This window comes from Micromonospora mirobrigensis (assembly GCF_900091555.1).
Classification (GTDB): Bacteria; Actinomycetota; Actinomycetes; order Mycobacteriales; family Micromonosporaceae; genus Micromonospora; species Micromonospora mirobrigensis.
This window is the reverse complement of the sequence record NZ_FMCX01000005.1, coordinates 338,584-359,882: the sequence shown is the minus strand read 5'-3', so window position 1 is coordinate 359,882 and position 21,299 is coordinate 338,584. Positions and strand designations below refer to the sequence as shown.

Annotated in this window: 24 protein-coding genes; 11 read left to right on the top strand and 13 right to left on the bottom strand. The window is 74.3% G+C overall.

The window, feature by feature from the left end:
* Positions 1-40: 40 nt before the first annotated feature.
* Positions 41-730, top strand: coding sequence for a response regulator transcription factor (locus tag GA0070564_RS18870; RefSeq protein WP_088970873.1), 690 nt, complete (start codon positions 41-43; stop codon positions 728-730).
* A gap of 29 nt (positions 731-759) precedes the next feature.
* Positions 760-2,160, top strand: coding sequence for a HAMP domain-containing sensor histidine kinase (locus tag GA0070564_RS18865; protein WP_091609975.1), 1,401 nt, complete (start codon positions 760-762; stop codon positions 2,158-2,160).
* 210 nt (positions 2,161-2,370) lie between these two features.
* On the opposite strand, the gene GA0070564_RS18860 is transcribed toward GA0070564_RS18865, so the two are convergent.
* Entirely contained in the window at positions 2,371-3,396 is a 1,026-nt protein-coding gene (locus GA0070564_RS18860) for an adenosine deaminase (protein WP_091609974.1), read from the bottom strand.
* Positions 3,393-4,187: a trans-aconitate 2-methyltransferase gene (locus tag GA0070564_RS18855; protein WP_091609973.1), complete on the bottom strand. Its 795-nt coding sequence runs from the start codon at positions 4,185-4,187 to the stop codon at positions 3,393-3,395. Before GA0070564_RS18855 ends, GA0070564_RS18860 begins: the two co-directional genes overlap by 4 nt.
* Positions 4,188-4,274: 87 nt before the next feature.
* Here GA0070564_RS18855 and GA0070564_RS18850 point away from each other — a divergent pair, with 87 nt between their 5' ends.
* Positions 4,275-5,258, top strand: a complete 984-nt coding sequence (locus GA0070564_RS18850; RefSeq protein WP_091609972.1) for an aldo/keto reductase — start codon at positions 4,275-4,277, stop codon at positions 5,256-5,258.
* 130 nt (positions 5,259-5,388) lie between these two features.
* Positions 5,389-5,583, top strand: coding sequence for a hypothetical protein (locus GA0070564_RS18845; RefSeq protein ID WP_091609971.1), 195 nt, complete (start codon positions 5,389-5,391; stop codon positions 5,581-5,583).
* 194 nt (positions 5,584-5,777) lie between these two features.
* Here the strand turns inward: GA0070564_RS18845 and GA0070564_RS18840 are convergent, their stop codons facing one another.
* The 7 genes from GA0070564_RS18840 to GA0070564_RS18810 all read right to left on the bottom strand — a co-directional run bounded on the left by GA0070564_RS18840 (position 5,778) and on the right by GA0070564_RS18810 (position 10,248).
* Positions 5,778-5,981 carry a cold-shock protein gene (locus GA0070564_RS18840; protein WP_030338233.1) on the bottom strand — a complete coding sequence of 68 codons (204 nt, stop codon included), beginning with the start codon at positions 5,979-5,981 and terminating at the stop codon, positions 5,778-5,780.
* Positions 5,982-6,271: 290 nt separating this feature from the next.
* A complete protein-coding gene (locus GA0070564_RS18835; protein ID WP_088970867.1) occupies positions 6,272-6,544 on the bottom strand; it encodes a DUF4235 domain-containing protein in 273 nt (90 codons plus the stop codon).
* Entirely contained in the window at positions 6,541-6,951 is a 411-nt protein-coding gene (locus GA0070564_RS18830; protein WP_091609970.1) for a DUF3618 domain-containing protein, read from the bottom strand. The genes GA0070564_RS18835 and GA0070564_RS18830 overlap by 4 nt, the downstream gene beginning before the upstream one ends.
* Positions 6,948-7,382 carry a phage holin family protein gene (locus GA0070564_RS18825; RefSeq protein WP_088970865.1) on the bottom strand — a complete coding sequence of 145 codons (435 nt, stop codon included), beginning with the start codon at positions 7,380-7,382 and terminating at the stop codon, positions 6,948-6,950. Before GA0070564_RS18825 ends, GA0070564_RS18830 begins: the two co-directional genes overlap by 4 nt.
* A 359-nt stretch (positions 7,383-7,741) precedes the next feature.
* Positions 7,742-8,938: a mechanosensitive ion channel family protein gene (locus GA0070564_RS18820; protein ID WP_091609969.1), complete on the bottom strand. Its 1,197-nt coding sequence runs from the start codon at positions 8,936-8,938 to the stop codon at positions 7,742-7,744.
* Between the two features lie 70 nt (positions 8,939-9,008).
* Positions 9,009-9,830: a DUF1206 domain-containing protein gene (locus GA0070564_RS18815; RefSeq protein ID WP_091609968.1), complete on the bottom strand. Its 822-nt coding sequence runs from the start codon at positions 9,828-9,830 to the stop codon at positions 9,009-9,011.
* 64 nt (positions 9,831-9,894) lie between these two features.
* On the bottom strand, positions 9,895-10,248 hold the full coding sequence (locus GA0070564_RS18810; protein ID WP_091610363.1) for a hypothetical protein: 354 nt from the start codon (positions 10,246-10,248) through the stop codon (positions 9,895-9,897).
* A 90-nt stretch (positions 10,249-10,338) separates the two neighbouring features.
* Here GA0070564_RS18810 and GA0070564_RS18805 point away from each other — a divergent pair, with 90 nt between their 5' ends.
* Complete coding sequence (locus tag GA0070564_RS18805; protein ID WP_091609967.1) at positions 10,339-11,565, top strand: cysteine desulfurase-like protein; 1,227 nt, start codon at positions 10,339-10,341, stop codon at positions 11,563-11,565.
* Positions 11,562-11,849: a GNAT family N-acetyltransferase gene (locus GA0070564_RS18800; RefSeq protein ID WP_091609966.1), complete on the top strand. Its 288-nt coding sequence runs from the start codon at positions 11,562-11,564 to the stop codon at positions 11,847-11,849. Before GA0070564_RS18805 ends, GA0070564_RS18800 begins: the two co-directional genes overlap by 4 nt.
* A gap of 4 nt (positions 11,850-11,853) precedes the next feature.
* Here GA0070564_RS18800 and GA0070564_RS18795 read toward each other — a convergent pair whose 3' ends face one another.
* Positions 11,854-13,341 (bottom strand): glycoside hydrolase family 3 protein, encoded by a 1,488-nt coding sequence (locus GA0070564_RS18795; RefSeq protein WP_091609965.1) that lies wholly within the window; start codon positions 13,339-13,341, stop codon positions 11,854-11,856.
* 182 nt (positions 13,342-13,523) lie between these two features.
* Between GA0070564_RS18795 and GA0070564_RS30250 the strand changes: the two genes are divergently transcribed.
* Positions 13,524-13,646 carry a hypothetical protein gene (locus GA0070564_RS30250; RefSeq protein WP_269458921.1) on the top strand — a complete coding sequence of 41 codons (123 nt, stop codon included), beginning with the start codon at positions 13,524-13,526 and terminating at the stop codon, positions 13,644-13,646.
* Positions 13,647-13,725: 79 nt separating this feature from the next.
* Positions 13,726-14,676 (top strand): TIGR03557 family F420-dependent LLM class oxidoreductase, encoded by a 951-nt coding sequence (locus GA0070564_RS18790; protein WP_091609964.1) that lies wholly within the window; start codon positions 13,726-13,728, stop codon positions 14,674-14,676.
* A gap of 88 nt (positions 14,677-14,764) precedes the next feature.
* On the opposite strand, the gene GA0070564_RS18785 is transcribed toward GA0070564_RS18790, so the two are convergent.
* Together GA0070564_RS18785 and GA0070564_RS18780 are read right to left on the bottom strand one after the other, a co-directional pair.
* The gene (locus GA0070564_RS18785; protein ID WP_091609963.1) at positions 14,765-15,406 is read right to left on the bottom strand and encodes a TetR/AcrR family transcriptional regulator; all 642 of its coding nucleotides are present in this window, start codon (positions 15,404-15,406) and stop codon (positions 14,765-14,767) included.
* A 102-nt stretch (positions 15,407-15,508) separates the two neighbouring features.
* Positions 15,509-16,378 carry a class I SAM-dependent methyltransferase gene (locus GA0070564_RS18780; RefSeq protein WP_218104965.1) on the bottom strand — a complete coding sequence of 290 codons (870 nt, stop codon included), beginning with the start codon at positions 16,376-16,378 and terminating at the stop codon, positions 15,509-15,511.
* Between the two features lie 82 nt (positions 16,379-16,460).
* On the opposite strand from GA0070564_RS18780, the gene GA0070564_RS18775 reads away from it, so the two are divergent.
* Both GA0070564_RS18775 and GA0070564_RS18770 read left to right on the top strand, forming a co-directional pair.
* The gene (locus GA0070564_RS18775) at positions 16,461-18,092 is read left to right on the top strand and encodes a RecQ family ATP-dependent DNA helicase (protein WP_091609962.1); all 1,632 of its coding nucleotides are present in this window, start codon (positions 16,461-16,463) and stop codon (positions 18,090-18,092) included.
* An 82-nt stretch (positions 18,093-18,174) separates the two neighbouring features.
* Positions 18,175-18,678, top strand: coding sequence for a hypothetical protein (locus GA0070564_RS18770; RefSeq protein WP_091609961.1), 504 nt, complete (start codon positions 18,175-18,177; stop codon positions 18,676-18,678).
* Between the two features lie 67 nt (positions 18,679-18,745).
* On the opposite strand, the gene GA0070564_RS18765 is transcribed toward GA0070564_RS18770, so the two are convergent.
* Complete coding sequence (locus tag GA0070564_RS18765; RefSeq protein ID WP_218104964.1) at positions 18,746-20,377, bottom strand: MFS transporter; 1,632 nt, start codon at positions 20,375-20,377, stop codon at positions 18,746-18,748.
* Positions 20,378-20,456: 79 nt separating this feature from the next.
* Between GA0070564_RS18765 and GA0070564_RS18760 the strand changes: the two genes are divergently transcribed.
* Entirely contained in the window at positions 20,457-21,221 is a 765-nt protein-coding gene (locus GA0070564_RS18760; RefSeq protein ID WP_218104963.1) for a TetR/AcrR family transcriptional regulator, read from the top strand.
* Positions 21,222-21,299 lie beyond the last annotated feature (78 nt).

Here is a 21,299-nt window from a genome sequence, read left to right as displayed (position 1 = left end):
GCAACGCGATCAACTTGCCACGCCAAGTACGGTTCTCCACGTGGCCACCGTGCTCCTGGTCGAAGACGACCACGTCGTCCGCGGCGCGATGCTCCGCTCCCTCACCGACCGTGGGCACGCCGTGCACGCCGTGGGCACCGCGCTGGACGCCCTGCGCCGGGTCGCCGCGGAGACCCCCGACCTGGTGGTGCTCGACCTGGGCCTGCCCGACCTGGACGGCTCGGACGCGCTGCGGATGCTGCGCGGCATCACCGACGTGCCGATCATCATCGCCACCGCCCGCGACGACGAGCAGTCGGTGGTCCGCCTGCTGCGGGCCGGCGCCGACGACTACATGGTCAAGCCGTTCACCGGGGCGCACCTCGACGCCCGGATCACCACCGTGCTGCGCCGGGTCGGTCGGGCCAGCCGGACCGTGCAGCCGGCCGTGCACACCGTGGGGGGCCTGCGGGTGGACGTCGGCGAACGCAGCGCGCTGCTCGACGGGGAGCCGCTGGCGCTCACCCGCAAGGAATTCGACCTGCTGGCGTATCTCGCCGCGCGACCGGGCCGGGTAGTGTCCCGCCGGGAACTCTTGGAGGAGGTATGGCGGCAGCCATCGGTCGGCGAGGACCAGACCATCGACGTTCACCTCTACTGGCTACGCCGAAAGATGGGCGAGTCCGCGGCGAAGCCGCGCTACCTGCGCACCGTGCGGGGGGTGGGATTCCGGCTGGTGGCCCCGGACTGAGGGCCGCGCTGGCCGGGCTCACGGCCGGCATGTGCAGCCTGGTCGCGCTCGCCTTCCTCGTCCCGCTCGGGATCAGCCTGCGCGACGAGGCACACGACCAGGTGCTCGCCGACGCCGCCCGGCGCGGCGCGCTGGTCACCGGGGCGCTGGCGGTCAGCACGGACCCGGCCGCGGTCCGCCGTGCCGTGCAGGCCAGCGGCGACACCCCGCAGACCCGGGCGGTCGTGCACGGGCTGGGCGCCGGTCCGGCCGGCCGGGTCGACGAGGCCGACCTGAACCGGGCCCGGGACGCGCGCCGCTCCGAGGTGGTCGACGTGCCCGGCGGCAAGGCCCGGCTCGACCCGGTGGTGCTCGGCGAACGGGTCGTCGTGGTCGAGGTCTTCGTCCCGCAGGACCTGCTAGACGAGGGTGCCGGTGGCCGCTGGCTGCTCCTGGCCGCGGTGGCGTTCGCCCTGGTCGGCGCGTCGGTCATCGTGGTCGACCGGGTCGCCGCCCGGGCCGTGGAGTCCACCGGCGAGCTGGTCGAGGCGGCGCTCGCGGTGGGCGCCGGCGACCTCGGCGTACGACTGGAGCCGAGCGGTCCGCGCGAGCTGGTCGAGGCCGGCTACGCGTTCAACCGGATGGCCGACCGCCTGGTGGCGACGCGCGCCGACGAGCGGGAACTGGTGGCGGACCTCTCCCACCGGCTGCGTACCCCGCTGACCGCGTTGCGGCTGGACGCCGAGGCGTTGGAGTCCGACGACACCAGCATCGGCATGTTCAGCGAGGCGGAGCTGGACCGGCGCCGCGGCATCCGGCGCATCCGGCAGGCGATCGTCACCCTGGAGGGCGAGGTCGACCAGCTGATCAAGACCACCCGTAAGGCGGTCGGCCAGGAGAGCGCCCCGGCGACGTGCGACGTCAGCGAGGTGGTCCGGGACCGGATGGTCTTCTGGGCGGCGCTCGCCGGCGACCAGAACCGCCCGCACCGGGTGACCGGGGCGCAGCTGCGGATCCCCGCGTCGGTGCCCCGGGCCGAACTGGCCGCCGCGCTGGACGCGGTGATCGGCAACGTCTTCCGCTACACCCCGCAGGGCACCGCGTTCGAGGTGGCCGTCTCCCGCCGGGACGGGTACGTGGCGATCCGGATCGACGACGCCGGCCCGGGCATCCCGGATCCGGACCGGGCACTGCGCCGGGGCTCCAGCGACCAGGGCTCCACCGGCCTGGGACTGGACATCGCCAAGCGGGTCGCCCTCCAGGCCAACGGGTCGGTGAGCATCGACCGGGCCCGGCTCGGCGGCGCCAGCGTGGTGATGCTGCTGGCCGACCCGGAGGCGGTGCCCCGCCAGGTGAGCCGGTTCGGGCTGGTCGGGCGGATGGCGCGGGACGCGCGGGAGCCGAAGAGCAGTGGCCGGCGCTGGCCCCGGAAACGCCCCACCGACAGCTGAACCGGCGTCGGCTGTGCGCCGCCGCAAGTCTTCCTTAGATCCGGGTTAACGGTGCCGGGGTCCGGCCCGCGACCTGTCAGGATCGTCTTCGAACCCATCAGTTCCGCCGGCCATTCGCCCCGTTCCACCCACCCGGCCGGCGGAGCAGCGCGCGGCGGGAGCCGGTCCCCCCACACCAGGCTTCCGCCGCGCGCCACCTCCCCCCGCCGCTCAGCCGGCGACACCCGCCAGGTACGCGTCGATCTCGGCGCCGATCCGCGCCTTCTCCGCCGGCTCCAGAAAGGACGCGGTGACCGCGTTGCGGGCCAGCCCGGCCAGGCCCTCCGGGCCGGCGTCCAGCAGCGACGCGGCGACGGCGTACTCCTCGTTGAGGGTGGTGCCGAACATCGGCGGGTCGTCGGAGTTGATGGTGACCAGCACGCCGGCGTCGACCAGCCGCCGCAGCGGGTGCTCGGCGATGGTCGGCACCGCCCGGGTGCGTACGTTGGAGGTGGGGCAGACCTCCAGGGCGATGCCGTGCTGCGCCAGGTACGCCAGCAGCTCCGGGTCCTGCGCGGCGGAGATGCCGTGCCCGATCCGCTCGGCGCCCAGCTCGCGCAGGGCGTCCCAGATGGTCTGCGGGCCGGTGGTCTCCCCGGCGTGCGGCACCGACCGCAGCCCGGCCGCCCGGGCCCGGTCGAAGTACGGCTTGAACTGCGGCCGGGGCACGCCGATCTCCGGGCCGCCCAGACCGAAGCTGATCAGCCCGTCGGGGCGTTCCTCCAGGGCGATCCGCAACGTCTCCTCGGCGGCGGGCAGGCCGGCCTCGCCGGGGATGTCGAAGCACCAGCGCAGCGCGATGCCGAAGTCGGCCTCGGCCCGCTTGCGGGCGTCCTCGATGGCCTCGCAGAACGCCGGCGCCGGGATGCCCCGGTGCACGTGCGAGTACGGGGTGACGGTCAGCTCGGCGTAGCGGACCTGCTGGCGGGCCAGTTCGCGGGCCACCTCGTGGGTGAGGATCCAGACGTCCTCGGGGTCGCGGATCAGGTCGACGACGCTGAGGTAGACCTCGATGAAGTGGGCGAAGTCGCGGAACGCGAAGTAGTCGGCGAGCTTGTCCGGGTCGGCGGGGACGGGGCTGCGTCCCTCGTGCCGCGCCGCCAGCTCGGCGACGATCCGGGGCGAGGCGGAGCCCACGTGGTGCACGTGCAGCTCCACCTTCGGCAGCCCGGCGATGAAGGTGGGCAGGTCGGTCACGGTTTCTCCTCAGTGTGGGCGCCGGTACGGGCCACCACGAAGATACGGCGGAACGGGAAGTACACCTGACCCTGCCGTACCGGGTAGGCCTCGGCGAGTCGTACCCCCAGCTCGGCGCGGAAGTCCGACCAGCCGGCGGCGTCCAGCGCGGCCCGGACCGGGCGCAGCGCCGTCCCCTCCATCCAGCTCAGCACGGGGTGTGCGGCGCCGTCGGGGGCCGGCAGCAGGTGCAGGTAGGTGGTCTCCCAGGCGTCCACCGCGCAGCCGGCGGCGGTGAGCAGCGCCGCGTAGTCGGCCGGGTCGCCCACCGGGGCCTCACGCAGCAGCGGGCCCAGGACGGCGGCCCACCGGTCGCGGCGGGCGACCTCGCGCAGCGCCCGGTGCGAGGGGGCGGCGAAGTTGCCGGGCACCTGGAACGCCAGCCAGGCCCCGGCGGGCAGCTCGCCGGCCCAGCGGGTGAGCAGCTCCTCGTGGCCGGGCACCCACTGCAACACCGCGTTGCAGACCAGCACGTCGTCGTCGGCACCCGGACGCCAGTCGCGGACGTCACCGACGGTGAAGTGGACCGGGGTGTCCAGCGCGGCGGCGCGGCCGATCATCTCCGCGGAGGAGTCGAGGCCGGTGATCCGGGCGGCCGGCCAGCGCCGCGCGAGGGTGGCGGTCAGCGTGCCGGGGCCGCACCCGAGGTCGGCCACCGCCCGGGGGCGGTCGGCCGCGATGCGGGCCACCAGGTCGTGGAAGGGCCGGGACCGCTGGTCGCCGTAGCGCAGATAGGTGGTCGGATCCCACATGACAGCCTCCCAAACCGTACGTCCGTCTTGTTGGCGACGGTACGGCCCGCCGCGCGCTCCGGCAACCCACTCATTAGGCTCGGTCCAATGGAACAGCGCAGCTTCGACCGGCTCGGCCGGCGCGTCGGCATCGTCGGACTCGGCGCCTGGCAGCTCGGCGGCGACTGGGGGCAGGTCAGCGAGGACGACGCGATGGGCGTCCTGGCCGCCGCCGTGGACGCCGGGGTCACCTTCCTGGACACCGCCGACGTGTACGGCGACGGCCGCAGCGAGCAGCTCATCGGGCGGTTCCTGCGCGGGCGCCCCGGGCACGACCTGACCGTGGCGACCAAGATGGGCCGCCGGGTGGAGCAGGTGCCCGAGGCGTACACCCTGGAGAACTTCCGGGCCTGGACCGACCGGTCCCGGGCCAACCTCGGCGTCGACACCCTCGACCTGGTCCAGCTGCACTGCCCGCCCACCCCGGTCTTCGCCGACGACCGGGTCTTCGACGCCCTGGACACCCTGGTCGCCGAAGAGCGGATCGCCGGCTACGGGGTCAGCGTGGAGACCTGCGACCAGGCGCTCACCGCGATCGCCCGGCCGGGCGTCGCCAGCGTCCAGATCATCCTCAACGCGGTCCGGCTCAAGCCCCTGGACCGGGTGCTGCCCGCCGCCGCGGCGGCCGGCGTCGGCGTCATCGCCCGGGTTCCGCTGGCCAGCGGCCTGCTCTCCGGCCGGTACGACGAGCACACCACCTTCCCCGCCGACGACCACCGGAACTTCAACCGGCACGGCGAGTCCTTCGACGTCGGCGAGACCTTCTCCGGTGTGGACTACGACCTCGGCCTGGCCGCCGTACGCCGGCTCGCTCCGCTGGTCGGCGACGACCGCACGATGGCGCAGTTCGCCCTGCGCTGGGTGCTCGACCAGCCCGGGGTCACCGTGGTCATCCCCGGTGCCCGCGACGCCCAACAGGCCCGCCGCAACGCCGCCACCGCCGACCTCGCGCCGCTGGGCGGGACCGAGTCGGCCGCCGTGCGGGACACCTACGACGAGCTGATCCGGCCGCAGGTGCACCACCGGTGGTGAGCACGCCGCGCCGGGCTCCGGCCCGGCGCGTCCGGCCAGTCGACCCGACCGCCGTGCGGTGCGTCGCCGCCGGACCCGGGGCCGGTGTGGCGCATGCTGGAGGACCGGGGTCCGCGCGGAGGGGAGAACGATGAAGGGGTGGCTGACGCTGACCCTCGGCCTGCTGGCCGTGGTGGTCGGGGCCGTGTGGACGGTGCAGGGCCTGGGCTACGTCGGGGGCAGCGTGATGACCGACCAGCGGATCTGGGCGCTGCTCGGGCCGCTGCTGGTCCTGATCGGACTCTTCGTGCTCTGGCGCGGACTGCGCTCCCGCCGCCGCCCCTGACCCGGGACTGACCGGCCGGCGCCCGCTGGGCCCGCGGCCGGTGCGCCACCCCCGGACGGGCCGGGTTGCGGCTGTGCGCCCTCGGCCCGCGCCCCGGACAGCGGAAAGCCCCGCGTCCAGAAGGACGCGGGACTTCACGTCGATCCGGGGGTCCGGATCACCGGACCGGCGGCTGCCGGCCGGTCCCTGCTCGATCAGATGGGGCGGACCTGCTCGGCCTGCGGACCCTTCTGACCCTGGGCGATCTCGAACTCCACCCGCTGGTTCTCCTCCAGCGAGCGGTAGCCGCTGGTCTGGATGGCCGAGAAGTGGACGAACACGTCAGCACCCCCGCCGTCGACGGTGATGAAGCCGAAGCCCTTGTCTGCGTTGAACCACTTCACGGTTCCCTGCGCCATGTGTATCTCCTTCTAAAACTGGCGGCCGAGCACGCCGTGCGGCCGATTGGCCGTTTTCGAGCAGCGGCGCCTGAGGCGGCCCCCGGTGAAGGAGACTTCTCTCAACCCTCGCCATCTCGCAACAGCGTGGAACAGCAAATCACGTGGCGGAAACTCTGCACAGACCACCGGACGAAATTCTCCGACATGTGACCTGACGGATGTCTTCATCGACTGGCCGGGCCGGTCCCGCCCGTGCGAAAGGCCCCCCACCGGTCGATGCCGGAAGGGGGCCTTCGCTGTCGTCACGCTCAGTCCGGCCAGCGGCCGGTCAGCCTGCGTACCCCGACCGCGCCGCCACGGTCGACGGCCGCCCGGACCACCGCGAAGATGGCGCCCTGGAGCGCCGCGGCGGCCAGGATCTCACCCCAGCGGCGGTCCTCGTCGGTCGCGCTGGGCGCCTCGCCGTCGCCGGCGGTGATCGTCCAGACCTTGCGGAAGATCGCCCCGGCGACGGTGCCCGCGGCGATGCCGAGCAGCACCCCGACCGGCTTGTACGCGGCCTTGCCGATGCCCTTGCTCACGAACGCCTCCCCCGCACGATCAACAGCACGATCACGGTCGCCACGGCACCCGCCGCGACCGCCGCCCACGGCGCGGGGTTACGCCGCACGGCGGCCCCCCGCTCGTACGCCTGCACCCGCGCGACCTGCGCCTTCTGCGCGGCCTGGCCGCGCATCACGACGGCCTTCTGCGCGGCCTGGTCGCGCATCACGACGGCCTTCTGCGCCGCCTGCCCGCGCACCCGGGCCACGGTCTGCGCCGCCTGCTCCCGCATCCGCTCCCTGGCCTGCTCGGCGGACTCCCGCAGCCGGGCCTTCACGTCCGTCCTCGCGGCCAGCAACTCCATGGTCTCGCCCAGTTCCACCCGGGTCCGGCGGATCTCCTCGCGGAGCGCCTCCTTGTCACCGGTCCCGTTGCCCGTCGTCATGCCCGCCTCCCGTCCTTCACCGCGGCGGTGACGGTGTCCACGTCCGCCCGAAGGCTGCGGACCGTCGCCTCCGGCACCGGCGGGACGGCACGGCTGACCTGCTTCTTGCCGATCAGGGCGAGGATCCCGGCGAGCACGAAGAGCACCACCGCCACGATCAGGGCGGCCAGCCACGCGGGCATCACCAGCGCCAGCAGCAGGATCACGGTGGCGACCAGCGCGCCGGCGCCGTACAGGGCCATCACCCCGCCGCCGCCGAAGAGTCCGATCCCGATCCCGGCGTGCTTGCCCTTCTCGGTCAACTCCGCCCGGGCCAGCGCCAACTCGTCCCGCACCAGGCGGGAGACCTGCTCGGTGGCCCGCTGCACCAGCTCGGCGGTGGACGGCTCGCTCCCGGTCCGGGACGTGCTGCGACTCGCGACGTCAGCCATGCTGTCCTCCTTTCATCATCACCGCGCTGTATGCCCGGAGCCGCCGCCCGTCAATCCTGCGCGGGGCGACCGGTGGAAACCGGCCGCACGCGCCCGCCGCCCGGCCGTGGCCACCGACGGGTGACCGGCCGGACGCAGGGCGTGCGCAGCAGGTCCCCCGGAACGGGGCCGTCAAACCCCCCGACGGCCACCGGTCCGCCCCGCACCGGCTGGACGGACCCGGCGTACGGGCCAACGCCCGCGACGGCCGGAGGTCACGCACCGGCCGCGACCCGCCGCCCGCCAAGGCGACGCGCCGGAGCCGACCGCGCCCCCGGCCACCTGCGGGTGACCGGGGGCGCGGGGGTCGGGCCGGCGGCTCAGCGGCGGCTCTCGGCGTGCTCCTCGGGGCCGACGAAGGCCTCGCTGCGGGCGTCGCCGTCGTCGCTGCCGCCGAAGACCCGCGCGTCGTCCGGCATCTCCGGGTCGGCGAGCCGACGGACCGGCCGGCGGGGCTGCACCCACTGCCACGGCAGCGTGCCGGAGGCGTCGCCCAGCTCGGTGCGCAGCCGGGGCAGGGCGGTCGGCCGGTGGTCACGGACCCAGCCGACCAGGTGCTCACGGACCAGGCAGCGCAGGTCCCAGAGGCTGCCCGCGTCGGCGGCGCTGACCAGCGCCCGCACCTTGATCATGCCGCCGGTGGCGTCGGTGACCTGGAGTACGCAGACCCGGCCGTCCCAGAGCTCGGTGCTCTCCACCAACCGGCGCAGCTCCTCGCGCATCGCCTGGACCGGGATGGACCAGTCGAGGTCGAACTCGGCGGTGCCGAGCACCGCCGCCTCGGTCCGGGTCCAGTTCTGGAACGGCTTGCTGGTGAAGTACGAGGTGGGCAGGATCAGCCGCCGGTCGTCCCAGATCTGCACCACCACGTAGCTGAGGGTCAGCTCCTCGATCCGGCCCCACTCCCCCTCGACCACCACCACGTCGTCGAGGCGTACCGCGTCGCTGAAGGCGAGCTGGAGGCCGGCGAAGACGTTGCCGAGCAGGCTCTGCGCGGCCAGCGCGGCGACCACACCGACGACACCGGCGCTGGTCAGCACGCCGGCGCCGATGCCGCGTACGGCCGGGAAGGTCATCAGCATCACGCCGACGGCCAGCACCACGATCATCGCGATGGTGAGCCGGCGCAGCAGCACCACCTGGGTACGCACCCGGCGGGCGTGCCGGTTGTTGGGCACGTCGACCCGGAACCGGGCCAGCGCGGTGTCCTCGATCACCACCAGCAGCGAGGCCACCAGCCACGCCACGGCGGCCACCAGGGCCAGCACCAGGGTGTGCAGTACCACCTGCCGCCAGCCGGTGCCCACGGCGTACCCGGTGCTGAACCGGACGGCGAGCTGGACGGCCAGCACCGTGGCGGCCAGCTGGAAGGAGCGGTGGGCGTGGTCGGTCAGCTCGGTCATCAGCAGCGACCGGCGGCCGAGCCGGCGCACCACCCGGTGGATCACCTCCACCACCACGAGCGCGATCGCCGCCGCGCCCAGCGCGGCGGCGATCGTCGTCAGGTAGCTCTGCACAGGCTGTCTCCCCCCACCGGGCATCGGGCAAAGGCCCAATGGTGCCCGGCGAACCCGGTATCGACCAGCCTCAGACCTTGCGGTAGCGGGACTGCACGAAGCAGTAGACGCCGAACGCGGCGATCCCGAGCGCCATCAGCACCAGCAGCACCGGCCCGTACGACTGGTCCCGCAGGGTACGCAGCGCGGCGTCCAGGCCACGGGCCTTCTCCGGGTCGTACTTGACGGCGGCGGTGACGATCAGGATCCCGGCGATCGCGAACACGGTGCCCCGGGCCGCGTAGCCGGCCATGCCGAGGCGGCGGGTCAGCGAGAGCGCCTTCGGGTTCATCTGCTCGGTCTTGAGGTTGCGCAGGAACTTCTTCTTGATGCCGTAGATCACCATGCCGATGCCCACCGCGGCGAGCACCAGGCCGGCGAGCCCGACCAGCCAGCGGCCGCCGGTGGAGGTCATCAGCTTCTCCGACAGCGCCTGTTGCTGGTCCGAGGCGTTGGCGCTGGCGTCCTGGACGACCTTGATCGCGGTGTACGCCAGCCAGGCGAAGACGATCGTGCGGACCACGGAGGTGATCCGCTCGAACAGCCGTTCCTTGTCCCGCAGCGAGCGGTGCCCGAGGACCGCCTCGAACAGCTGCCAGATGGCCATCGCGATCAGCCCCACCGCGATCGCCACCAGCAGGAACTTGCCGAGCGGCTGGTCGCCGAGGGTGCGCAGGGCGCCGTTCTGGTTGCCCTCCTCCCCGGACTTGCCGAAGGCGATCTGGAGCGCCAGCCAGGCGAAGAGCAGGTGCACGATGCCGTAGCCGATGAAGCCGGCACGGGTCAGCAGTTCGAGCCACCGGCTGTTCGCTGCCTGCGAGGCGGTGGCTTCGGCGTTCCGGGTGAGTGACATGGCGGCACAATCTCCCGATGCGAAGATTTCCAAACGTGGCCCCGGCGGGTCCGAGCTGCCGTGACTAGCGGGAAACCCGGATCTTGACCTGGTCGTCGGTGACGCTGTCCAGGGTGACCGAGAAGTCGCCGGCCGAGACGGCCTGCTGCCCGACGGTCAGCGAGAGCTGCTCCCCCGCCACCTCGACGGTGACCTGGTCGCCCTGGGCGCCGACCAGCTTGGCCTCGACGCCGAGGATGGTGGTGCTGGCCTCCACGCCCCGGTCGAAGGTGACCGTGCAGGCGTCCAGGCCGCAGTCGGTGGAGGCGCCCTGCGAGCTGCATCCGCTGAGCAGCGCCGCACCGAGCACCAGTCCGGCCAGGAGGCCGCCGGCCCGTCGGACGGGGGTGGTGGAGGGGAGGAGCCGTCGGTTCGTCACCGGGCCAAGGGTACGAGACGTCGGCGCACCGGTCACCAGCCGGTTGATCATCTTTTCCGGCCGGTCGCCGGGCCGGGTTAGGGTCCGGGCATGCCGTTCGACATCGCCCGCACCCGGGCCGCCTACCCCGCCCTGACCGAGGGCTTCGCCCACTTCGACGGTGCCGGGGGCACCCAGACCGCCGCGCCGGTGATCGAGGCCGTCGCCACGGCGATGCGGCAGGCCGTCGGCAACCGCAGCGCCGCCTCCGTCCCCGGCCGGCGGTCGCTGGAGATGGTCGCCGCCGCCCGGGCCGCGGTCGCGGACCTGCTCGGCGCGGATCCCGCCGGGGTGGTCCTCGGGCCGAGCGCCACCGCGCTGACGTACACCCTGGCCCGGACCCTCGGCGCGACCTGGCGCCCGGGCGACGAGGTGGTGGTCTCCCGGCTGGACCACGACGCCAACGTGCGGCCGTGGGTGCAGGCCGCCGAGGCGGCCGGCGCGACGGTGCGCTGGGCCGAGTTCGACCGGGACACCGCCGAACTCCCCGCCGGCCAGTACGCCGACCTGGTGAACGAGCGCACCCGGCTGGTGGCGGTGACCGCCGGCAGCAACGCCACCGGCACCGTGCCCGACGTCGCCGCCATCGCCAAGACGGCGCACGCGGCCGGCGCGCTGGTCTGCGTGGACGGGGTGCACTCGGTGCCGCACGGTCCCACCGACTCCGAGCAGCTCGGCGCGGACTTCCTGGTGACCAGCGCCTACAAGTGGTCCGGCCCGCACCTGGCGGCGATGGTGGCCGATCCGGCCCGCTGGGAGCGGCTGCGCCCGGAGAAGCTGCTCCCCTCCTCCGACGCGGTGCCGGACCGGTTCGAGTTCGGCACCCCCAGCTTCCCGCTGCTGGCCGGGGTGGCCGCCGCCGTGGACCACCTGGCCACCCTGGACCCGACGGCCACCGGTGACCGGCGCGCCCGGGTCCGGGCCGGGCTGGCCGCCGCGCAGGAGCACGAGGAGCGGGTCTTCGCGCGGCTGCTCGCCGGCCTGGCGGCGCTGCCCGAGGTGACCGTGCTCGGCGCGCCGGCGCGGCGCTGCCCGACGGTCTCCTTCCGGCTGGCCGGGCTGACCCCGGCGGAGACCGCGGCCGAGCTGGGCGCCGCCGGGCTCTGCCTCTCCTCGGGCGACTACTACGCCTACGAGTACTTCCAGGCGATGGGGCTGCGGGAGCGGGGCGGGGCGGTACGGGCCAGCGTCTACCACTACAACACCGTCGAGGAGGCCGACCGGTTGCTCGCCGAACTGGCGAGGCTGGCCGCCGACCGGGGCAGAATGACCCGGTGAGCTTCCTGGTCGAGGAGAACCCCGCCGAACACCGCTTCGAGATCCTGGTCGACGACGCGCTGGCCGGCTTCACCGCGTACGTGCCGCGCGGGGAGGTGCTGGTCTTCACGCACACCGAGGTGGACGAGAGGTTCCAGAACATGGGGGTGGGCTCGGCGCTGATCCGGGGCACCCTCGACCAGATCCGGGCCCGGGGCGGCCGGGTGGTCCCCCGGTGTCCGTTCATGGCCGCCTTCATCGAGCGGCACCCCGACTACGCCGACCTGGTCACCGTCGACTCCTGAGGCGTCAGCCGGCGGTGAGCCGTTCCGCGGCGGCCCGGGCGCAGGCCCGGGTGGCGCCGTGGGTGGCCAGGTGCACCGCGCCGGTGACCAGCTCGGGCACGCCCAGCTCGACCACCAGCGCGTCGGGGCGGGCGGCCAGCGACCGGGTCACCGCGGCCCGCATCCAGTCGTGCCGGTGCAGGTCGCGGACCACCAGCACCAGCGGCCGGCCGGCCGCCCCGGCGGTCGGGTCGGCGGGCGTGGCGTCGCGGTCGTACCGGGCGCTGGTGGTGCCGGGCAGCAGCGCGGCGAGCGGGGCGGCCACCCCCCAGGGGGTCTCCGGGCCGATGGCGATGTTGCGGGGCGGGGCGAACTCGACCACGTGCGGGGGCCGGGTGAGCGGCAGCAGGCCCGCCCCGGCCGGTGTCCCGGTGACCCGGACGGCCCGTCGGGCCGCGGTCAGCCCGACCGTCGGGCCGGGTCGGGCCGCGCCGGCCGTCCCGGCGCGGGCGGCCACGGTCCAGGCGGCCAGCTCGCCGACCCGCTTGGCGGCCTCGGCCAGCCGTTCCTCGGGCAGCTCGCCGCAGCGTACGGCGGCCACGATCGCGTCCCGCAGCCCGGTGGCGGTCTCCTCGTCGGCGTGCTCCCCGCCCACGCAGACCGCGTCGGCCCCGGCGGCGAGGGCCCGGACGGCGGCGCCGGCCAGGCCGTACCGGTCGGCCACCGCGCGCATCTCGATCGCGTCGGTCACCACCACACCGTGGAAGCCGAGCTCCTCGCGGAGCAGGCCACCGAGGATGTCCGGGCTCAGCGTCGCCGGCAGCGCCGGGTCCAGCGCGGGCACCAGCAGGTGACCCGTCATCACCGCCTGCACCCCGGCCGCCACCGCCGCCCGGAACGGGACCAGCTCACCGGCGCGCAGCGCCGCGCCGGAGGCGCCGATCACCGGCAGGTCGTGGTGCGAGTCGACCCGGGTGTCGCCGTGGCCGGGGAAGTGCTTGGCACAGGCCGCCACCCCGCCGGCCTGCAGGCCGCGTACCCAGGCGGCGGTGTGCCGGGCGACCAGGTCGGGGTCGGCGCCGAAGGAGCGGACCCCGATCACCGGGTTGCCGGGGTTGGAGTTGACGTCGGCGTCCGGGGCGTAGTTGAGGGTGACGCCGGCCGCGGCCAGCTCCAGGCCGAGGTCGCGGGCCACCGCCTCGGTCAGCTCCGGGTCGTCCACCGCGCCGAGGCCCAGGTTGCCCGGGCGGGAGCTGCCCCGGGCCGACTCGATCCGGGTGACGTCGCCGGCCTCCTCGTCGATCGCCACGACGACGTCGGGGCGCTCGGCGCGCAGGGCCGCGGTGAGGCCGGCGAGCTGCTCCGGGCCGGCGACGTTGCGGGCGAACAGGACCACCGCGCCGAGGCCGTCGGCGAGCCACCGGCGGATCCAGGGCGGCGGGGTGGTGCCCACGAAGCCGGGTTGCAGGACGGCGCCGGCCAGCCGGGTCAGCTCGCGTTCCGGGAAACTCACGCCGCCCCCGCCCCGACGCACCGACCGGTCTGCACAGCGTTCATCGCCACCCACCCCGTACCCTCGCCACCCACCGCCGCCCGGCGCGTGCCTGCCATGGTCACACCCTCGAACCCGAACAGTCAATAAACCTTACAGTTTCATGCTGGCGTTCGGCCGGGACCGCGTGGGAGAGTGCCGGCATGGCTCCCACGCTGCTCGCCGACGCCACCGGCGCGGCCGACATCCCCGGCGTACGCCTGCTCGGCCTGGTGGTGGGCGGCCTGTTCCTGCTGATCGCGATCCGGGCGATGTTCAAGCGCTGATCGGCCCGTCGGCGGTTCCGTCCGGCCCTGCCCGGGTACCGCATCCCCGTCCGGCACCGGACGTGACGAGGGGGAAGCGATGAGGATCGGATACTTTCTGTCCAGCGAGGAGTACACCCCGGCGGAGCTGCTGGAGCAGGCGCGCGGCGCCGAGCGGGCCGGCTTCGAGGCACTGTGGATCTCCGACCACTACCACCCGTGGGTCGACGCCCAGGGCCAGAGCCCCTTCGTCTGGTCCACCATCGGGGCGCTGAGCCAGGTCTGCCGGCTGCCGGTGACCACCGCGGTGACCTGCCCGACCGTCCGCATCCACCCGGCGGTGCTGGCCCAGGCGGCGGCCACCAGCGCCGTCCTGCACGACGGGCGGTTCGTGCTCGGCGTCGGCTCCGGCGAGGCGCTCAACGAGCACATCTTCGGCGACGCCTGGCCGCAGACCGACGTCCGGCTGGAGATGCTGGAGGAGGCCGTCGAGGTGATGCGCGAGCTGTGGCGGGGCGGCTTCGTCAACCACCACGGCAGGCACTACACCGTCGAGCACGCCCGGATCTACACGCTGCCCGAGACGCCGCCGAAGGTCTACGTCTCCGGCTTCGGCCCGAAAGCGATCGACCTGGCCGCCCGGATCGGCGACGGTTACGTCAGCACCATGCCCGACGCCGACATGGTCCGCCGGTTCCGCGACGGCGGCGGCGGCGACAAGCCGTGCCAGGCCGGCTTCAAGGCGGCGTACGCCGACAGCGAGGAGGCCGGCATGCGGATCGCGTACGAGAAGTGGCCGAACGCCGGGGTGCCCGGCGAGCTGTCCCAGGTGCTCCCCTCGCCGCGCCACTTCGAGCAGGCCGCGCAGCTGGTCCAGCCGGAGGCGATGAAGGAGTCGTTCGTCTGCGGCAACAGCGCCGACGCGCACCTTGAGATGATCGACAGGTACGCCAAGGCCGGCTTCGACGAGGTGTACGTGGCCAACACCGGCCCGAACTGGCAGGGGCTGTTCGACCTCTACCAGCGCGAGGTCCTCCCCCGCCTGCGCTGACGGTGCAAGGAAGGGCCCCTTCTTAACGCCTCCGGTAGAGAAGGGCACCCTTCTCACACCGTCGGGAGCGCAGTCGGTGCCGGAGCGGTCAGCCGGGAGCGGGTGGGGCGAGGCCGTGCAGGAGGGTGTCGACCACGTCGGACACCAGGCCCGGCGCGGGCTCGGGCACCGCCGGGCCGGACGGGTCGAGCAGCCGGCCGAGGACCAGGTCGTGGCAGACCCCGACGAGCAGCACGGCGACCGCGTCCGGCCGGGCCTCGGCGCGTACCCGGCCGAGCCGCTGCTCGCCGCGCAGGTAGTCGGCGAGTTCCACCCGCAGGCCGTGCCCGCCGCCCATCGGGTTCGGCAGCCCGGCGAACCGGGCGAGCACCTTCGGCTGCCCCACCACCCCGGTGAAGGCCGGCAGGATCGCCGAGTGCAGCGCCAGCGCCCGTTCCAGGTACGCCCGCAGGTTGGCCGCGACCGTCTCCTCACCCGGTGCCGGAGGTGCTCCGGACAGCCCCGCCTCGGCGGCCCGCACGTGCGCGTGCAGCGCGTACGCGACCAGCTCCTCCTTGTCGGCGAAGTGGTTGTAGAGCACCCCGTCGGCGACGCCGGCCGCGCGGGCGATGTCCCGTACGGTCAGCCCGGCGGTGCCGCGGGCGGCGACGAGTCGGCCGGCGGCGGCGATCAGGTGCTCGCGCAGGCTCTGCTCGCCGTCGCGCAGGGCGGCGGCTCTCCTCGGTGACATCACCAGGCATCCTAGGCTCGGCGCCTCCGGTCGGCCCCGGGCCGGCGCCGACGGTCGTGACCGGCGGCGGCCGGCCGGGTGGGACGGGCCGGCCGTACCCGGTCAGGCCGCCGCGCGGTCGGCGGTGACCAGCCAGGCGGTGCCGCGCAGGCGTACCCCGGAGGGGTGTTCGTGGGGGCGCAGCGCGTCGACCAGGGCGGCGCGGGCGCGCTCCGCGGCGGCCGGGTCGACCCGGTCGAGCTGGTGCCGGATCGGTCCCCAGCCGGCCAGGAACCGGCCGGCGTCCCCGGCGTCGCGACCCCAGGTCCCGATCGCCTCCACCGGCCCGCACCGCACGCCCGCGAAGCCGGCGGCGGTGAGCACCCGACGCACGACGGCGGGGTCGGCCAGGGAGAGCGGCTCGGCCGCGCCGGTGCCGTCGGTCCCCGGCGGCGGGAGGTGACCGGCGAGCGCGCCGAGCACCGCGCCCAGGTCACCGCGGCGGAAGTCGTCCAGGCAGACGAAGGCGAGCCGGCCGCCGGGGCGCAGCGCCCGCCCGACGTTGGCGAAGGCGGCTACCGGGTCGGCGAAGAACATCACCCCGAAGCGGCTGAGCGCGACGTCGAACGCGCCCGGCGGGAACGGGTGCACCTGCGCGTCGGCGCGGACGAACTCGACCTCGGAGAGGGTCTCCTCGGCGGCCGAGGACCGGGCGCGGTCCAGCATCGGCCCCGAGAGGTCCACGCCGACGGCGTGCCCGGCGCCGGCCCGGACGGCGAGCCGGGTGAGCTGACCGTTGCCGCAGCCGATGTCGAGCACCCGGTCGCCCGGGCGCACGGCGGTCAGCAGCACCTCGTTGAAGCCGCCGTTCACGGCGTCGTAGCGCGCCTGGTGGTCGGCCCAGTGCCGTCCCTCGTAGCCGTTCCAGGCGGCGGACTGGTGGGTGTTGACCATGGTCACGATGGGAGCCTCCCGCAATGAACAGATGTTCATGAACGTATGTTCATCGTGGTGTCGGACCTGTCCCGCTGTCAACGGTTTCGGCGTTGATCGGCTCGGGTACCTCCGGTGACCGATGAAACTGTCCACGCACTCGACGACGTTGCGCCGTGCCGCGAAGAGCCTCTTCGGCTGGACCGAGCTGCGGCCCAACCAGCTCGCCGCCATGCGCGCGGTGATGAAGCGACGCGACGCGCTGGTGGTGCTCCCCACCGGCGCCGGCAAGTCGGCGATCTACCAGATCCCGGCGAGCCTGATCCCCGGACCCACGGTGGTCATCTCCCCCCTGCTGGCCCTGCAACAGGACCAGATCGCCGCGCTCAACGAACGGCAGCGCCCCGAGCTGCGGGCCGTGCGGATCAGCTCCGACGAGAGCGCCGCCCAGCAGGCGCAGGCGATCGTCGAGATCCGCGAGGGCCGGGCCGAGTTCCTCTTCATCACCCCGGAGGCGTTGAGCAATCCGGACCGGATGGCGGAGGTCCGCGAGCTGAAGCCGGCCCTGGTGGCGATCGACGAGGCGCACTGCATCTCCGCCTGGGGGCACGACTTCCGCCCGGACTACCTGGCGCTCGGGCACCTCATCGACGGCCTCGGCCGACCGCCGGTGGTGGCGCTGACCGCCACCGCCTCCCCGCCGGTACGCGACGACATCATCGCCCGACTGCACCTGCGCGACGCCGAGGTGGTGGTCTCCGGACTGGACCGCCCCAACCTCTTCCTCGAGGTGGCGTACTGCCCCACCGACGACTACCGCTGGCGACGGCTGATCGCCCTGCTCCGCGACGACGAGCGGCCCGGCATCATCTACGTGCCCACCCGCCGGGCGGCCGAGGAACTGGCGCAGCGCCTGACCGACGCCGGCTTCCCGACGAAGTTCTTCCACGGCGGCATGCCGACCGCCGCCCGCAACGAGCTGCACGAGGCGTTCCTCGCCGACCAGGTCCCGATCATGGTGGCCACGTCGGCGTTCGGCATGGGCATCGACAAGCCGAACATCGCCTGGGTGGTGCACATGGCCCTGCCCGACTCCCCGGACAGCTACTTCCAGGAGATCGGCCGGGCCGGGCGGGACGGCCAGCCGGCCCGGGTGCTGCTGCTCTGGCGGGCCGAGGACGTGGGCCTCCAGCGCTACTTCAGCGGCGGCCTGCCCGACGAGAACGAGCTGCGCGACCTGGCTGCCCTGGTCCGCAAGAAGCCGTCGGCCAAGAAGGAGCTGCGCGAGCGCAGCGGCCTCGGGCCGCGCAAGCTCGGCCAGTACCTCTCCCTGCTGGAGCAGGTCGGCGCCGTCGAGCCCCGCGCCAAGCAGAAGCTCGCCGCCCCCCGGTACGCCCCGAAGCCGGCGGCCGCCGGGGCCGCCGCCCTGGCCGAGGCCGAACGGCAGCAGACCGTCACCCGGTCCCGGACCGACATGATGCGGGCCTTCGCCGAGACCACCGGCTGCCGGGGACAGGCCCTGCTGGCCTACTTCGGCGAGCAGATGAGCGAGGTCTGCGCGCACTGCGACAACTGCCACGCCGGCACCAGCGTCGCCGACAGCGGCGCGGTCGGGCCGTTCCCCGTGCACAGCCAGGTCCGGCACCCCGAGTGGGGGCCCGGGCTGGTGCTGAACTACGAGGAGGACAAGATGACCGTGCTCTTCGACGAGGTGGGCTACAAGACCCTGTCCGTGCGCGTGGTGTCCGAACAGGGCCTGTTGACGCTGGACTAGCCTGAGCCGGACCCCGGCCGCCGGCACGTGACGGCCGGAATCGCTACCTGACCCTGACAGCTGTGCCGAGGAGGGCTCTGCCGTGATCGAGCAGCCGGCGTACACCGGTTTCGGTTTCTCCGACGAGGAGTGGGGGCTGCTGGTCGGCCTTCCGCAGTCCGTGGTGACCGCCGCGAGCGCCGCCGAGTCCGACAGCACCCGCCGCACCATGGCGGAGAACGCCGCCGGGCTGGAGACCATCTCCGCCGGCCGCGAGTCGGCCAGCCCGCTGGTGGCCGCCGTCGCCGGTGAGATCGTCACCCGGGTCGGCGACCCGGAGGCGGGCGCCGAACTGCCGGTGATCGCGCCGGCCGACCCGCAGCCCATGATCGACGACGTGCTGGTCCGCGCCGGTGAGGCCGCCGCCCTGCTGGCCGCCCGGGTCGACGAGGGCCAGGCCGGGGCGTACAAGCACTGGCTGGTGGAGATCGCCGAGCAGGTGGTCGGGGCCGCCTCCACCGGCGGCATCCTCGGCATCGGCGGGGACCAGGTCAGCGACTCCGAGCGGCGGTTCCGGGACCGGCTGTCGCACGTGCTCAACGACTGACGACCACCGGACGAACGTCGACCCGGGCGATCCGCGCGGCCCCGTGCCCACGCGGATCGCCGCCGGATCAGGCGGTCGGGGGTTGGGGGCGTACCGGTGGGGCGAGGACGGACCGGGCGTCGACCGGGATGGCCGGCACCTCGGCCGGCGCGGTCTCGACCGTGGCCGACTCGGCGGGCGCCGGCAGGCGGGCGCCCCGCAGCACCGCCGCCGCGACCACCGCGGCCGCCAGCATCACCAGCGCGGCCACCACCGCGGCGGAGTGCAGCCCGTCGGTGAAGGCGAGCCGGGCGGCGCGCAGCACCGCCGCGCCGGCCGCGGCGGGCAGGCCGTCGGCCACGGCGAGCGCCCCGCCGAGGGTCTCCCGGGCGGTGGCCACCGCACCGCCGGGCAGGCCGGCCGGCAGGCCGTCGGCCACCTCCCGGTGGTAGACCGCGGCGCCCACGCTGCCCAGCACCGCCATCCCGAGCGCGCCACCGAGTTCGCTGGAGGACTCGGTGAGCGCGGAGGCCACCCCGGCCCGCTCCGGCGGCGCGGCCCCGAGGACCAGCTCGGTGACCAGGGACATCACCAGGACCAGGCCGGCGGCGTAGCCGGCCGCGCCGAGCAGCAGCAGCCACAGGGCCGAATTCGGGGTCACCCGGGTGAGCACCGTGAAGCCGCCCGCCGCGACCACGAAGCCGACGGCGATCAGCCAGGCCCGGTCGATCCGCTGGGCCAGGGCGGTGCCGGCCGGGGCGACGCCACCGACCGCCAGGGCCGGCACCAGGCTCCACAGCGCGGCCCGCAGCGGACTCAGGCCGAGCACCGACTGGAGGTGCTGGGTGGTGAAGATGGCGAAGCCGACCAGACCGAACATGGCCAGCAGGTTGACCCCGAGCGCGCCGCTGAAGGCGCGCCGGCGGAACAGCGCCAGGTCGACCATCGGGTGTCGGGCGGTGCGCTGCCGCACGACGAAGGCGACGCCGAGCAGCACGCCGAGGGCGACCGCCGCGCCCCGGGCCGGGGTCCAGCCGTCCCGGGCCGCCTCCTTGATCCCGTAGATCACCGGCAGCAGCGCCCCGAGCGAGAGCGCCGCCCCCAGCAGGTCGAAGCGGCCGGCGGCCGGGTTGCGGAACTCCGGCACCAGCACCGGGGCGAGCAGCAGCAGGAGCAGCATCGCCGGGATGTTGATCAGGAAGACCGAGCCCCACCAGAAGTGCTCCAGCAGCACCCCGCTGAGCACCGGGCCGAGCGCCACGCCGCTGGTCATCGCGGCGGTCCAGATGCCCACGGCGGTGCCGCGCTGCTTCTCGTCGTGGAACATGTTGCGGATCAGGGCCAGCGTGGACGGCATCAGGGTGGCCCCGCCGACACCGAGCACGGCCCGGGCGGCGATCAGGGCGGCGGCGCTGTCGGCGTACGCGGCCAGCAGCGACGCGCCGCCGAACGCGACGGCGCCGAGCAGCAGCAGCCGGCGCCGGCCGATCCGGTCACCGAGCGCTCCCATGGTGATCAGCAGCCCGGCCAGCATGAAGCCGTAGATGTCGAAGATCCAGAGCTGTTGGCTGGCGCTGGGCCGCAGCTGCTCGCTGATGAACGGGACGGCGAAGTAGAGCACCGACACGTCCATCGAGACCAGCAGCAGCGGCAGCATCAGCACGCCGAACCCGATCCATTCCCGCCGGCCCGCCCGGGCCGGGGCCCCCGTCTGAGTCATCACGTCTCCTTCTGCGTATGACGTACGCTTTTCTGCGTAGACCATACGCAGAACTAGGATGGCGGGGCAAGGAGGAAATGTGGACGCGACGAAGGACGACACCGGTCCCGCCCTCCCCCCGGCCATCGAGGCCGCCTGGGGACTGCGCGGCCGCCCGCCGAAGGGCCCCCGGCCCGGCCTCACCCTGGCCGGGATCGTCGAGGCGGCCGTCCGGGTGGCGGACGACGAGGGCCTGGCCGCCGTCTCCATGGGCCGCGTCGCCAAGGAGCTGGGCGCCGGCACGATGGCCCTCTACCGGTACGTCGGCGCCAAGGACGAGCTGCTCACCCTGATGGTCGACACCGCGTACGGCGGACCCCCCGGCGCCGGCGACGAGGGCCGGGGCTGGCGGGCGGGGCTGACCCGGTGGGCCTGGGCCGACCGCTCCGCGCTGCGGCGGCACCCGTGGGTGCTGCTCGTGCCGATCGCCGGTCCGCCGCTGACCCCGAACTCGCTGGCCTGGCTGGAGGACGGCCTGCGCTGCCTGGCCGACACCGGGCTGGCGGAGAACGAGAAGATGTCGGTCCTCCTACTGGTCACCGGGTACGTCCGCAACGAGTCCCTGCTGACCGCGCAGATCGTCGAGGGCAGCCGGGCCGCCGGCATCGCGCCCGGCGAGCTGATGCCCACCTACCGGTGCCTGGTCGCCCGGCTGACCGACCCGCAGCGGTTCCCCGCCCTGCACCGGGTGCTGGCCGCCGGCGTGCTCGACCGCGACGACGACCCGGACGACGAGTTCGTCTTCGGCCTGGAGCGGGTGCTCGACGGGGTGGCCGCGCTGATCGACCGGCGGTCCACCGACTGAACCGCCCCCGGCGCGGCGAGCCGGGACGGGTGGCGCGGATCGTCAACCGGCTGGCGCCCAGGGTCAACCCTCGCTGGC

What these genes read in the sequence shown, in the direction of transcription:
- GA0070564_RS18855 (WP_091609973.1), bottom strand. Translation starts at nt 4,187, where the DNA reads ATGTGGGATCCGACCACCTATCTGCGCTACGGCGACCAGCGGTCCCGG.
- GA0070564_RS18790 (WP_091609964.1), top strand. Translation starts at nt 13,726, where the DNA reads ATGAGGATCGGATACTTTCTGTCCAGCGAGGAGTACACCCCGGCGGAG.
- GA0070564_RS18815 (WP_091609968.1), bottom strand. Translation starts at nt 9,830, where the DNA reads ATGTCACTCACCCGGAACGCCGAAGCCACCGCCTCGCAGGCAGCGAAC.
- GA0070564_RS18780 (WP_218104965.1), bottom strand. Translation starts at nt 16,378, where the DNA reads ATGAACATCTGTTCATTGCGGGAGGCTCCCATCGTGACCATGGTCAAC.
- GA0070564_RS30250 (WP_269458921.1), top strand. Translation starts at nt 13,524, where the DNA reads ATGGCTCCCACGCTGCTCGCCGACGCCACCGGCGCGGCCGACATCCCC.
- GA0070564_RS18850 (WP_091609972.1), top strand. Translation starts at nt 4,275, where the DNA reads ATGGAACAGCGCAGCTTCGACCGGCTCGGCCGGCGCGTCGGCATCGTC.
- GA0070564_RS18840 (WP_030338233.1), bottom strand. Translation starts at nt 5,981, where the DNA reads ATGGCGCAGGGAACCGTGAAGTGGTTCAACGCAGACAAGGGCTTCGGC.
- GA0070564_RS18805 (WP_091609967.1), top strand. Translation starts at nt 10,339, where the DNA reads ATGCCGTTCGACATCGCCCGCACCCGGGCCGCCTACCCCGCCCTGACC.
- GA0070564_RS18865 (WP_091609975.1), top strand. Translation starts at nt 760, where the DNA reads ATGTGCAGCCTGGTCGCGCTCGCCTTCCTCGTCCCGCTCGGGATCAGC.
- GA0070564_RS18825 (WP_088970865.1), bottom strand. Translation starts at nt 7,382, where the DNA reads ATGGCTGACGTCGCGAGTCGCAGCACGTCCCGGACCGGGAGCGAGCCG.
- GA0070564_RS18830 (WP_091609970.1), bottom strand. Translation starts at nt 6,951, where the DNA reads ATGACGACGGGCAACGGGACCGGTGACAAGGAGGCGCTCCGCGAGGAG.
- GA0070564_RS18845 (WP_091609971.1), top strand. Translation starts at nt 5,389, where the DNA reads ATGAAGGGGTGGCTGACGCTGACCCTCGGCCTGCTGGCCGTGGTGGTC.
- GA0070564_RS18785 (WP_091609963.1), bottom strand. Translation starts at nt 15,406, where the DNA reads ATGTCACCGAGGAGAGCCGCCGCCCTGCGCGACGGCGAGCAGAGCCTG.
- GA0070564_RS18765 (WP_218104964.1), bottom strand. Translation starts at nt 20,377, where the DNA reads ATGACTCAGACGGGGGCCCCGGCCCGGGCGGGCCGGCGGGAATGGATC.
- GA0070564_RS18775 (WP_091609962.1), top strand. Translation starts at nt 16,461, where the DNA reads ATGAAACTGTCCACGCACTCGACGACGTTGCGCCGTGCCGCGAAGAGC.